The sequence below is a fragment of the Sphingomonas sp. genome (genome assembly GCF_026460985.1).
Taxonomy (GTDB): Bacteria; Pseudomonadota; Alphaproteobacteria; order Sphingomonadales; family Sphingomonadaceae; genus Sphingomonas.
The window spans coordinates 46,437-58,953 of record NZ_JAPKNM010000006.1; the positions used below are offsets into that span (position 1 = coordinate 46,437).

The 12,517-nt window shown below is 68.6% G+C and carries 10 protein-coding genes; 5 read left to right on the forward strand and 5 right to left on the reverse strand.

Annotated elements, in window-relative coordinates; genetic code table 11:
• Positions 1–32 precede the first annotated feature (32 nt).
• Both MT490_RS02140 and MT490_RS02145 read left to right on the forward strand, forming a co-directional pair.
• The gene (locus MT490_RS02140) at positions 33–1,487 is read left to right on the forward strand and encodes a Gfo/Idh/MocA family oxidoreductase (RefSeq protein ID WP_297383854.1); all 1,455 of its coding nucleotides are present in this window, start codon (positions 33–35) and stop codon (positions 1,485–1,487) included.
• 128 nt (positions 1,488–1,615) lie between these two features.
• The gene (locus MT490_RS02145) at positions 1,616–3,823 is read left to right on the forward strand and encodes a hypothetical protein (RefSeq protein ID WP_297383856.1); all 2,208 of its coding nucleotides are present in this window, start codon (positions 1,616–1,618) and stop codon (positions 3,821–3,823) included.
• Between the two features lie 204 nt (positions 3,824–4,027).
• On the opposite strand, the gene MT490_RS02150 is transcribed toward MT490_RS02145, so the two are convergent.
• The gene (locus tag MT490_RS02150) at positions 4,028–4,804 is read right to left on the reverse strand and encodes an amidohydrolase family protein (protein ID WP_297383857.1); all 777 of its coding nucleotides are present in this window, start codon (positions 4,802–4,804) and stop codon (positions 4,028–4,030) included.
• A complete protein-coding gene (gene fucP / locus MT490_RS02155) occupies positions 4,801–6,024 on the reverse strand; it encodes an L-fucose:H+ symporter permease (RefSeq protein WP_297383899.1) in 1,224 nt (407 codons plus the stop codon). Before fucP ends, MT490_RS02150 begins: the two co-directional genes overlap by 4 nt.
• A gap of 237 nt (positions 6,025–6,261) precedes the next feature.
• Here fucP and MT490_RS02160 point away from each other — a divergent pair, with 237 nt between their 5' ends.
• A complete protein-coding gene (locus MT490_RS02160; protein WP_297383859.1) occupies positions 6,262–7,050 on the forward strand; it encodes an IclR family transcriptional regulator in 789 nt (262 codons plus the stop codon).
• A 165-nt stretch (positions 7,051–7,215) separates the two neighbouring features.
• Here the strand turns inward: MT490_RS02160 and MT490_RS02165 are convergent, their stop codons facing one another.
• Genes MT490_RS02165 through MT490_RS02175 form a run of 3 tightly spaced genes read right to left on the reverse strand, consistent with a single transcriptional unit; the run spans position 7,216 to position 9,322 of the window.
• Positions 7,216–7,947 (reverse strand): SDR family oxidoreductase, encoded by a 732-nt coding sequence (locus MT490_RS02165; RefSeq protein ID WP_297383860.1) that lies wholly within the window; start codon positions 7,945–7,947, stop codon positions 7,216–7,218.
• Positions 7,944–8,990 (reverse strand): aldo/keto reductase, encoded by a 1,047-nt coding sequence (locus MT490_RS02170; protein WP_297383862.1) that lies wholly within the window; start codon positions 8,988–8,990, stop codon positions 7,944–7,946. The genes MT490_RS02165 and MT490_RS02170 overlap by 4 nt, the downstream gene beginning before the upstream one ends.
• A complete protein-coding gene (locus MT490_RS02175) occupies positions 8,987–9,322 on the reverse strand; it encodes an L-rhamnose mutarotase (RefSeq protein ID WP_297383864.1) in 336 nt (111 codons plus the stop codon). Before MT490_RS02175 ends, MT490_RS02170 begins: the two co-directional genes overlap by 4 nt.
• Before the next feature lie 257 nt (positions 9,323–9,579).
• On the opposite strand from MT490_RS02175, the gene MT490_RS02180 reads away from it, so the two are divergent.
• Entirely contained in the window at positions 9,580–10,896 is a 1,317-nt protein-coding gene (locus MT490_RS02180; RefSeq protein WP_297383866.1) for an L-fuconate dehydratase, read from the forward strand.
• Between the two features lie 14 nt (positions 10,897–10,910).
• Positions 10,911–12,515 carry a DUF5597 domain-containing protein gene (locus MT490_RS02185; RefSeq protein ID WP_297383868.1) on the forward strand — a complete coding sequence of 535 codons (1,605 nt, stop codon included), beginning with the start codon at positions 10,911–10,913 and terminating at the stop codon, positions 12,513–12,515.
• The last annotated feature ends 2 nt before the right edge of the window (positions 12,516–12,517 follow it).

Below are 12,517 nucleotides of genomic sequence, written 5' to 3' on the forward strand. Positions count from 1 at the left end.
GGGCACAAAGCCCGGCCAGGAGAGGATGGAGCATGGATCGTACGGAAGGGACCGCCGTCCGGCGGCGTGACGTTCTCGGCGGGCTGGCGGCGGGTACCGCGCTCGCGGCTGCGCTCGACGCCAATGCAACGGTCGACACGCGCAAGCGCTACGTCTCAGTCGGCGTCGGCAGCCGCAACCGCATGTTCCAGGACGCGCTCTGGGGGCCGCACAAGGCGCATGGCGCGCTGATCGCCGCCTGCGACACCAATCCCGGCCGGCTCGATCATGTCGCCCAGCGCGCGATCCAGGCGGGCGTCAAGCCGCCCAAGCCCTTCCTCGCCGCGGATTTCGACAAGATGCTGCGCGAGCTGAAGCCCGACGCCGTGATCGTCACCACCCCCGACGCCTTTCACGACGACTATGTCGTCCGCGCGCTCGACGCCGGCTGCGACGTCATCACCGAGAAGCCGATGACGACCACCGCCGCCAAAGCGCAGCGCATCCTGGATGCTTGTCGGCGCAGCGGGCGGCATATCCGCGTCACCTTCAACTATCGCTACTCGCCCTTCCGCAGCCAGGTGAAGGAGCTACTGATGGCGGGCGAGATCGGCGACGTGCTGTCTGTCGACTTCCAATGGCTGCTCAACACCGTCCACGGCGCCGACTATTTCCGCCGCTGGCACTCGAACAAGGCCATTTCGGGCGGGCTGATGGTGCACAAGGCGACGCACCATTTCGACCTGGTCAACTGGTGGCTCTCGGACCTGCCGGTGAGCGTCGCCGCGACCGGCAAGCGCGAATTCTACACCCCCGAGATGGCGCGCCGCTTCGGCCTCGATGGCCCGCACCAGCGCTGCCGGACCTGCCCGGAGAAGGCCAAGTGCAGCTTCTTCTTCGACCTCGCCGCCGATCCGGGGCTCAAGGCGCTCTACCTCGATAACGAGAAATATGACGGCTATTTCCGCGACCAGTGCGTCTGGCGGCCGACGATCGACATCGAGGACACGATGAACGTCGTGGTCGGCTATGCCGGCGGCACGACGCTCAGCTACAGCCTCAACGCGTTCAACGCGTGGGAAGGCTATCACATCGCCTTCAACGGGACGAAGGGACGGCTCGAGCACAGCGTGATCGAGCAGGCCGGCGTCGCGGGCGCGAGCGGCCATAGCGACGAGGACCGGATCAAGACGCGGATCGTGCCGATGCGCGGCAATCCGCGCGACGTGGTCCCCGCGACCGGCACGGGCGGGCATGGCGGCGGCGACGCGGTGATGCTCGCCGACATCTTCGATCCGAATGCGCCGAAGGACCCGCTGCTGCGCGCGGCGGACGAACGCGGCGGCGCGGCGTCGATCCTGGTCGGGGTGGCGGCCAATCGCTGCTTCGAGACGGGCAAGCCGGTGAAGATCGCCGAGCTGGTGACCGGGCTCGACTGGCCCGACTATCCGAAGATGCCGGGGCACAAGGACCCGGTGACGCAGCCGCCGCGGATGGTGCGCGGCTAGGGTTGGTGGACGCGCCCGCTCCTATTCCGTCACCCCCGCGAAAGCGGGGGCCCATCTCCCGGACTATCCACAATCGCACCGGCGCATTCCGCTGCTCGCCCAGGAGATGGGTCCCCGCTTTCGCGGGGATGACGGTTTTTTGTCTGGCCGCGACCTCCCCCGCCCCCGCCCAGCCGATCGACCGGCACGCGCTGGTGACGCGCCACAATGTCACCCTCACCCGCATCGACCCGCATGCGCCGCTGATGCTCGGCAACGGCAATCTCGGCTTCACCGCGGACATCACCGGGCTGCAGACCTTTCCCGAGCAATATTCGCCGATCGCGCCGCTGCTCACCATGGCGCAATGGGCGTGGCACAGCTTTCCCAACCCCAACGGCTATACCGAGCGCGACGGGCTGGTGATGGTCCCCGTCCCCGGCCGCGGCGAGCAGCCCTTCCCCTGGATCCGCGACTGGTCCGAGCTCGACAAGCGCCCCGCGCTGCAATGGCTGCGCGAGAATCCGCACCGCTTCTCGCTCGGCCGGGTGAGCCTGGCGTTGATCCGACGCGACGGGACGCAGGCGCATTTCTCCGACCTGAGCGCGACGCGGCAGCACCTCGATCTCTGGTCGGGATCGCTGACGAGCAGCTTCGTGTTCGATCGCGCGCCGGTGACGGTCGAGACCCGGGTGCATCCGACGCGCGACATGGTGATGGTGTCGATCCGCTCGCCGCTGGTCGCCTCGGGCCGGATCGGCGTCGATGTGCGCTATCCGGGGGTCTCGGCGAAGCTCAACCCCGACCCGTCCGACTGGACGCGCGACGACGTGCACCGCACCCGCGTGCTGGAGCGGCGCCCGGACCGGTTGGTGGCGGAACGCAGCCTCGATGCGACGCGCTACTACTCGGCGATCCTTGCGCTCGACGGCATTGTGACGCGCACCGGGCCGCACGGCTTTCGCGCGCTGCGTCGCGGGGGCGAGCGGCTGGACGTCACGGTGCGCTTCGACCGCGAAAGGCGCCCGCCCGGTGCGCAGGATGCCGGCGTGGTCGCGCGGCATTGGCACGACTATTGGACCCGTGGCGGCGCGGTGGACTTCAGCGGCAGCACCGATCCGCGCGCGGCCGAGCTCGAGCGGCGCGTGGTGCTCTCGCAATATCTCGCCGCGATCAACCAGGCGGGCGAGATCCCGCCGCAGGAGGAAGGGCTGTTCTCGAACAGCTGGAACGGCAAGTTCCACCTGGAGATGACGCTGTTCCACGCGGCGCATTGGGCGAGCTGGGGCCGGCCCGAGCTGCTCGAGCGCAGCCTCGGCTGGTATCTGGAGATGCTGCCCCAGGCGCAGGCGCAGGCGCGGCGCCACGGCGTGCGGGGCGCCTGGTGGAGCAAGATGACCGGGCCGAACGGCTGGAACAGCCCGAGCACGGTCAATCCCTTCATCATGTGGCAGCAGCCGCATCCGATCTATCTGGCCGAGCTGGTCCGGCGTGCGCGCGGCGGGGATCCCGCGGTGCTGGCGCGCTATGGCGAGATGGTCGAGCAGACCGCGCAATTGCTCGCGAGCTGGCCACGGCGGGAGGGCAGTCGCTACGTGCTCGGGCCGCCGATCATCCCGGTTCAGGAGAATCACCCACCGCTCACCACGGTGAACCCCGCATTCGAGCTCGAATATTATCGCTGGGCGCTCGGCACCGCGCAGCTTTGGCGCGAACGTCGCGGGCTGGTGCGCAATGCCGAATGGGATCGCGTGATCGCCGGGCTCGCGCCCTTGCCCGAACGCGACGGGCTCGTCCTGCCGGTGGAGAGCGCGCCGGACTTCTGGCGCATCGCCGCCTCGCCCGAATGCAGCCGCAACGCGACGCCGCCGCGCTGCCTGAACCGCGACCACCCCTCGTTCCTGATGGCCTTCGGGCTGATCCCCGGGCGAGTCGACTCGGCGGCGATGCGGCGCACGCTGGAGGCGACCGAGTCGCACTGGGACCTGCGCCAGACCTGGGGTTGGGACTTCCCGGTGGCGGCGATGACCGCGGCGCGGCTGGGCGAACCGGACAAGGCGGTCGACTGGCTGTTCCGCGACCTGCCCAACAACCGCTGGGGCGTGAGCGGGATGACGCCGCGCGTCCATCTCGAGGCGGAGAGGCAATTGGTAGGCCCTGCCGCGGCGAATGCAGGCACCGGGCCGGACGGACCGGGCTATGCGCGCGCGGCCGAGACCTATTTCCCCTCCAACGGATCGTTGCTGCTCGCCGTCGGGATGATGGCCGGCGGCTGGGACGGATCGGCGGGAGCGGCGCCCGGCTTTCCACGGCGGGGATGGACGGTCCGCGCCGAGGGGCTCACGCCGTTGCCTTAGGGTTGGGACTTCCGTTCAAACCCGTCATCCCGCCTGCGCGGGACGACGAAGGGAATTTTGTCTCCCAATTGTCCCATTACGGTGTTTTTGCGTACTGTTCGGAGCACGTATTCAGGAGTATGAAGGTTAGGCTCCGGAGGGTTCCCCCCTAAGGGGTGCGGTCGGGCGGCGTTTAACTCCCTTTTCCGCCGTCCGGCCGTCCTTCTACAGCCGGTACGCCCGTCGCGCATTGGCGCCGAACACCGCATCATGATGCTCGGGCGGCACCAGATCCTCCGCCATCGCCAACCATTCGCGATAGCCCGCCGCAAGCGTCAGCACCGGCCAGTCGCTCCCCCAGATCAGCCGCTCCGGGCCGAATGCTTCCCAAAGCGTGCCGAAGACATGGCCGACCACCGCATTGGGCTCGGTGAGCAGACCCGAGAATTTGGCATGGACGTTGGTGTGCCGCGCGATCGCGCGCATCGCGCGCTCCCAGGGTGCGAGATCGCCGAAATCGGGCTTGGCGGCATGATCGATCACCACGGTGAGGCCCGGGTGACGCGCGGCAAGGCGTGCCAGCGACTCGAGATGGCGGGGACGCACCAACGCATCGAGGACGAGTCGCGCCTCCCCCATCGCGGCGAGCGCCGCATCGTCGGCGCGGTCGTACCAATCGGCTTCGCGATCCTGCACCATCGGGCGCAGGCCCTTGAGGCGATCGTGCCCCGCGAGCGCGCGGACCTGCCGCTCCGAGTCGGGCGCCTGCAGATCGGCCCAGCCGACGACGCCGCGAATCAGCGGATCGGCAAGGCCGAGCAGCCAGCTCGTGTCGGCGGCATTCTCCTGGCTCTGGACGAGCACCACGCCCTCGACCGCGTCTCCCGCCGCCTCGCGGAAATCGACCAGGTCGAAATCGCGGTAGATCTCCGGGAGATCGACGCCGGGCCATACGCAGCCATGCTCGCCGATCCGCCAGACATGGACGTGCGTGTCGATCAAGCCCGCGCTCCCGCGCGCAGCGCGAAGCCCAGCACGACGAGGAAGCAGCCAGCGGGCACGAGCATCGCCCACAGGATCGAGCCGCTCACGTCGGAGACATAGCCCATCAGCGCCGTGAGCACCGCGCCGCCGATGATCGCCATCACCAGCAACGCCGCCGCCGACTTGGTGCGCGGCCCCAGCCCCGCCACCGATTCGGCGAAGATCGTCGGGTACATGATCGACATGAAGAAGCTCGTCGCGATCAGCGCGCCGATGCCGGCATAGCCGCCGATCGCGGTGGCGGCGACGCAAAGCAAAGCGGCGATGCCCGCGAAGCTCGCGAGCAGCGGCAAGGCGGCGATCCGGCCCATCAGCGCGGCGCCGGCGAAACGGCCCACCATGAACAGGACCAGCGAGGCGGTGAGGAAGGCGGCGGCGCGATGCTCGCCGGTGCCGGGTACCGCGACCTGGGCGTAGCGGATCAGATAGCTCCAGATGCCGACCTGTGCGCCGACATAGAAGAATTGCGCGGCCACGCCCGACAGCAGGCGGCGATTGGCGAGCAGCGCGCGGAAATCGTCGAGCGCACCGACGCCTTCGTCGACGTCGCTCTCGGTCGCCACCGGCGGGAAGCGCACGACGCGGATGAGGACCGCCCAGCCGATCACGACCAGCCCGATCAGCAGATAGGGCAGTTGCACCGCGGCGGCCTCGCTCGCGCGCCACGCGTCGAGCGCCGCGGGCGCCATCGCCGCCTTCTGCTCGGGCGAGAGCGACACGCCCGAGAGGATGAACTGGCTGCCCAGCGCAACTCCGGCGATCGAGCCGAGCGGGTTGAAGGCCTGGGCGAGGTTGAGGCGCCGCGACGCGGTCTCCTCCGGCCCCAGGCGCGCGATCAGCGGATTGGCCGAGGTCTCGAGAAAGGCGAGCCCGCCGGCGATCACGAACAGCGCCGCGAGGAAGAAGGGATAGCTCTGCGCGCCGGCGGCCGGCCAGAACAGGAAGGCGCCGAGGCCGTAGAGCCCGAGCCCGGTCAGCACCGCCGCGCGATAGCCCTTGGCGCGCATGAACAAGGCGGCGGGGATCGCCAGGCAGAAATAGCCGAGGTAGAAGGCCGACTGGACCAGCCCCGCCTGCAGGTCGCTGAGCGTGAACAGCTTCTTGAAATGCGCGATCAGCACGTCGTTGAGGTTGTTCGCGACGCCCCAGAGGAAGAACAGGGCCACGATCAGCACCATGGGGAGCAACCCGGCGGCGACATGGCCGCCACGCGGCGTGGTGCCGGTCGCGGCAAATGGAGTCTGGGCTTCCATGCGGCTTACTCTCCTTTGCGGCACCGTGTTCGGGCTTGCGCATATAAAAACATTCTTCACCTACGAATGCAATCGTATCGCCGCGCCTTCTGTGCGCCCCATCTTCATTCCGGGGCCGGCAACAGATACACGGTGCGGGCTGGAACACCATGAGGGGGTGCCGTGAAGAAGGCCGAAGACAAGAGCGAGATCGACTCGCGCTACCGGGCCCCTGCGCTCGAAAAGGGGATCGACATCCTCGAGCTGCTGGCGACCGAAGCACGGCCGATGACGCTGACCGCGATCGTCAACCGGCTCGAGCGCTCGCATGGCGAGCTGTTCCGCATGGTCCAGGTGCTCGAGTTCCGCGGCTATATCGAACAGGATTCGTCGAACGAAGGCTATCGGCTCACCGACCGGCTGTTCTCGCTGGGGATGCAGCAGCCGCGGACGCGCAACCTGATCGAGGCGGCGCTGCCGGTGATGCGCCAGCTCGCGGCGAGCGTCGGCCAGTCGTGCCACCTCGCGCTGCACACCCAGGGCGAGATGGTCGTCGTCGCGCGGATGGAATCGAGCGAGCAGCTCGGCTTCTCGGTGCGCGTCGGCTATCGGCGGCCGCTGGTGCAGGCGGCGTCGGGGCTCGTGCTCTACGCCTTCCAGCCCGAGGACGTGCGGCTGCGCTGGGAGAGCCTGCTCGACCCGCCTCTGTCCGACGAGGAGCTGGCGACGTTCCGCGCGCATGCCGACGAGATCCGCGAGCGCCAGGTCGAGCTCACGCCGAGCAAGTTCGTGGCGGGCGTCACCGACATCTCCGCGCCGGTGATGCGCGGCGGGATGGCCGCGGCGGCGCTCACCGTGCCCTATCTCAAGAAGCTGCAGCCCTCTGTATCGCCCAAGGAGACCGGCGAGCTGGTGCGGCTGGCGGCCGCGCAGATCTCCGAGCAGCTCGTCGAGGGCGACAGCCGGGTTTAGGCGTGGCCAAGCTGCGCCGATTCTGATCCTCCCCCGCCAGGGGGAGGTGTCGCCGAAGGAGACGGAGGGGGAGGTAAGCGACCCACAAGCCGTCGTGCTTCCTCCCCCTCCGTCATGCTTCGCATGCCACCTCCCCCTGGCGGGGGAGGATCAAGAAGGCTTAGCTCAGACCGTCCAGCCGCCGTCGATGATGTGGATCTGGCCGGTGGTGAAGGCCGATTCGTCCGCGCCGAGATAGAGGGCGAGCGCGGCGATCTCCTCGACCCGGCCGAGCCGGCCCATGGGCTGGCGCGCGTTGAAGTCGCGCAGGGCGGTCTCATAGTCGCCGGTGGCGCGCAGCCGCTGGTGCAGCGCCGGTGTGTCGACGGTGCCGGGGCAGATCGCGTTGCAGCGTATGCCCTGCGCGACGAAATCGGAGGCGATCGCCTTGGTGAGTCCGATCACCGCCGCCTTGGACGCGCCATAGGCGAAGCGATTGGGCACGCCGATGATCGAGCTCGCGACCGATGCCATGTTGACGATCGAGCCGCCGCCATGGGCGAGCATGCGCGGGAGCGCCGCGCGGATCATGCGGTACATGGCGGTGACGTTGAGGTCGAACGAGGCGTTCCAGTCCTCCTCGCTGCAGTCGAGGATGGTGCCCGCGGCGACCATGCCGGCGCAGTTGAACAATATGTCGAGCGGCGGCGCCTCGGCGACGAGCGCTGCGATCGCATCGGGATCGAGGATGTCGACGCGGCGGGGTACGCAACCCTCGAGCGTCTCCAGCGCCTCCGCGTCGCGATCGACCGCCCAGACCGTCGCGCCCTCGGCGAGGTAGAGTTCCGCCGTGGCGCGGCCGATACCGTGCGCGGCGCCGGTGATCAGCGCCGTCTTGCCTGCGAGCCTGTTGCTCATGCCGTTCGAATCTCCGATTTGCAGTCTTCGCCCGGTACCGGCGCGTCGGCGCGAAGCAGACGCGCGTGCCGGAGCTCTTCCCAAAGTGCGGCGGGGATGACCGCCGAATAGCGTGCGGCGGTCTCGGCGACCTCGGCCGCGCCGGCGAGCCCGGGCACGACGCTGACGACCGCCGGATGCGCGAGCGCGAACTGGAGCGCCGCCGCGCCGAGCGCGACCTGATGCCGCGCGCACACCGCCGCGATCTGCCGCGCCTTGTCCAGCACCGGCGCGGGCACGACCCCGTAATCGTAATGCGCGTCCGCGCGCGGGCCCTGCCCCGCCAATATCCCCGAATTATAGGGGCCGCCGACGATCACGCCGGTGCCCAAGGCCCGGCAGCGCGGCAGCAGCGCATCGAGCGCGCCCTGTTCGAGCAGCGTATAGCGGCCGGCGAGGAGGATCAGGTCGAGCGGGCCGCGATCGAGCAGTTCGAGCGCCACGTCGCATTCGTTGACGCCGATCCCGAACGCGGCGATCGCGCCCTCGTCGCGCAGCCGCTCGAGCGCGCGCAGGCCACCGCCCTCGACGAGCTGCGCGAGCATCTCGGCATGGCGCGCGCCATGGGTCAGCCGGCCGATATCGTGGACGAGCAGGATATCGACACGGTCGACGCCGAGGCGCGCCAGGCTGGCCTCGTGCGAGCGGAGCACGCCGTCGTGCGAATAGTCGTAGACAGGGGCATAGGGCTCGGACGAGCGGAAACCGTGGCGTTCCTCCGGCAACGGCGCCGCCGGGTCGATGGGTTCGAGCAGGCGCCCGACCTTGGTCGACACGATCGCGCGCTCGCCGCGCAGCCCGGCGCCGAGCCGCTTCTCGGCGAGGCCGAAGCCGTAATAAGGCGCGGTGTCGGCGAAGCGCATGCCCGCGGCGAGCGCCGCGGCGATCGTGGCGGCGGCATCGGCATCGGATATGGCGCGGAACAGATTGCCGAGCGGCGCCGTACCGAACCCGAGCTCGGGTAGCTGCAGGTCACGGCCCGCGAGCCGCCGCAACGCGATCATTCGCCGTCCCCGAACACGAAGATGCGCTGCATCGGGACCCATTTCTCTCCCGGGGCCGCATGCGGGAGCGCGCGCTGATAGCGCCACATGAGCTTCTCCCATTCGTCGGTCTCAGGGGGGACCTCCACCGCGCGCGGATAATCTTCCGCCACTTCGGCGATCATCACCATGCGATCACCGGTCCGCCAGATCTCCATCGACTCCACGCCCTGGGCGCGCAGATGCGCGAGCACCGCGGGCCAGGCGGCGCCGGGCGCGTGCCGTGCCTCATATTCAGCGATCAGCGCGGCATCATCCACCAGGTCGAGCGCGAAACAGTGCCGGCGTGCCATGGTTCTCTCTCCGTGATTCTGGCAAGGATCTGCTCGCCAATCGCTTCGCCGGCGCTCTTATCACAACAGGAAACTTGCGCCACAGCCAATTCGCACCTATGAAAACGCTACTCATCTGCAAACATGCGATGCCATAGCTCGGACATATCACGCCGGGCCATGCGAGTGAGAGGGGCAGCAGGATCGATGGTTGAGAGGGCGCTCGCGACAGGCCGGCACACGCATCGGCACCCCCGCCAGGAGCCGGGCGCCACACGATGACCAAGATCAGCAAATTGCGCGTGCTCGACGTCCGCTTCCCGACGTCGCAGATGCTCGACGGATCGGATGCGATGAATCCCGATCCCGATTATTCGGCCGCTTATTGCATCCTCGAGACCAGCGACCCGGCACTCGAGGGGCACGGCCTCACCTTCACGATCGGGCGCGGCAACGACATCGTCTGCGCGGCGATCGAGGCGCTCGCCCCCTTGGTGGAAGGGCTCGACCTCGACTGGATCCGCGAGGACGGCGCGCGCTTCTGGCGGCACGTGACCGGCGACAGCCAGCTGCGCTGGATCGGGCCGGAGAAGGGCGTGATCCATCTCGCCACCGGCGCGGTGGTGAACGCGGTCTGGGACCTGCTCGCCAAGGCCGCGGGCAAGCCGTTGTGGCAGCTGATCGGCGAGATGAGCCCGGCCGAGCTGATCAAGCTGATCGACTTCCGCTACATCACCGATTGCATCACCCCCGAGGAGGGCCTGGCGCTGCTCGAGGCGCGCGCCGCGGGCAAGGCCGAACGCATGGCGACGCTGCGCGCCAAGGGCTATCCGGCCTATACCACGTCGGCGGGATGGCTCGGCTATTCGGACGCCAAGCTGGAGCGGCTGTGCCGCGAGGCGGTGGCCGAAGGCTTCGACCATGTGAAGCTCAAGGTCGGCCGCTCGGTCGAGGACGATGTCCGCCGCGCCGGGATCGCGCGCGCGGCGCTCGGCCCGACGCGCAAGCTGATGATCGACGCGAACCAGGTCTGGGAAGTCGGCGAGGCGATCGCGCATCTCGGCGCCCTCGCCTTCGCCGATCCGTGGTTCATCGAAGAGCCGACGAGCCCCGACGACGTCGAGGGGCATCGGCAGATCCGCGAGGCGGTGCGCCCCATGCGCGTCGCGACCGGCGAGATGTGCCAGAACCGGGTGCTCTTCAAGCAGTTCATCATGCGCGGCGCGATCGACGTGGTGCAGATCGACGCGTGCCGGCTGGGCGGCGTCAACGAAGTGCTCGCGGTACTGCTGATGGCCGCCAAATACGAGCTGCCGGTGTGCCCGCATGCCGGCGGCGTCGGGCTGTGCGAATATGTCCAGCACCTCGCCATGGCGGACTATCTCTGCTTCGCAGGGACCACCGAGGGGCGCGTGATCGAATTCGTCGACCACCTCCACGAGCATTTCGTGCACCCCTGCGAAGTGCGGAACGGCGCCTATCTCGCGCCGACCGCGCCGGGCTTCTCGATCGAGATGAAGCGATCGAGCCTTGCAACCTACAGCTATCGCAAGGATGAAGCACCCGGGCGGATCGCGGCGGACGCGGCCGAATAACGGGAGGGGGATCGATGAAGCAGGTGCTGGGTCTGATGGCGGCGCTCGCCGCGCTGCTCGCCGTGCCTGCCGCGGCGCAGGACGTGCCGCGCATCGTCTCGCGCGACGGCAAGCATGCGCTGATGGTCGACGGCGCGCCCTTCCTGATGCTCGGCGCGCAGGTCAACAATTCGAGCAACTATCCCGCCGCCTTGCCCAAGGTCTGGCCGGTGATCGACCAGCTCAAGGCGAACACGCTGCAGGTGCCGATCGCCTGGGAGCAGATCGAGCCCGAGGAAGGCAAGTTCGACTTCTCGTTCGTCGACACCCTGCTCGAGCAGGCGCGCGAGCATGACGTGCGGCTGGTGCTGCTGTGGTTCGCGACGTGGAAGAACACCGGCACCGCTTATGCACCGCGCTGGGTGAAGTTGAACAACAAGCGCTTCCCGCGGATGATCGGGCGCGAGGGCAAGGTCCATTATGCCTTCTCCCCGCTCGCCAAATCGACGCTGGAGGCCGACAAGAAGGCGTTCGTCGCGCTGATGCGGCACCTGCGCGAGCGCGATCCCGGCAACACCGTGATCATGATGCAGGTGGAGAACGAGCCCGGCACCTATGGCAGCGCGCGCGACCATTCGCCCGAGGCCGACCGGCTGTTCGCCGGACCGGTGCCCGCAGCGCTCCTGAAGCAGACGGGGAAGAAGCCGGGAAGCTGGGCGCAAGTCTATGGCCGCGACGCCGAGCTGTTCTTCCACAGCTGGTACGTCGCGAGCTATATCGACGCGGTCGCCGCGGCCGGAAAGGCGGTCAAGCCGCTGCCGATGTACGCCAATGCGGCGCTGACCGGCAGCCCGTTCGGCTGGCAGGATCCCAATACCTATGCCAGCGGCGGCCCGGCGCACACGGTGATCGACGTCTACAAGGCCGCAGCGCCGCATCTCGACCTGGTCGGCCCCGACATCTACAATCCCGACCACAAGGCCTATCTGGGCTTCCTCGACGCCTATACGCGCGCCGACAACCCGCTGTTCGTCCCCGAGACGGGCAATGCCCGCGGCTATGCGCGCTATTTCTTCCCGACGATCGGCCGCGGCGCGATCGGCTGGTCGATGTTCGGGATGGACGCGAGCGGCTATTACAACTTCCCGCTGGGCGCGCCCAAGCTCGACCAGGCGACGATCGACCTGTTCGCGCGCAACTATCGCCTGTTCCGGCCGATGCAGCGCGAATGGGCGCGGCTCGCCTTCGAGGGCCAGGTCTGGGGCGTCGCCGAGCCGACCGACCCTGAGGCGAAGCACAGCCAGACGATCGATCTCGGCGCACACAAGGCGACGGTGACCTTCGGCCGGCTGCAGTTCGGCTTCGACCCGGCCAAGGGCAATGCCGAGCCGCTGGGCGGCGTAGCGATCGCGCGGCTGGGGCCGGACGAGTATCTACTCACCGGCTTCGACGCGCGGGTCGAGTTCGCGCTGACCAACCCGGGGGACCGCAACCTGATGTTCGACCGCATCGAGGAAGGCCATTTCGAGAACGGGAAATGGGTGTTCGAGCGGGTGTGGAACGGCGACCAGACCGATTACGGGCTGAACTTCACCGACCTGCCGCAGGTGCTCAAGGTGAAGCTGGCGACCTGGCCTTGAGA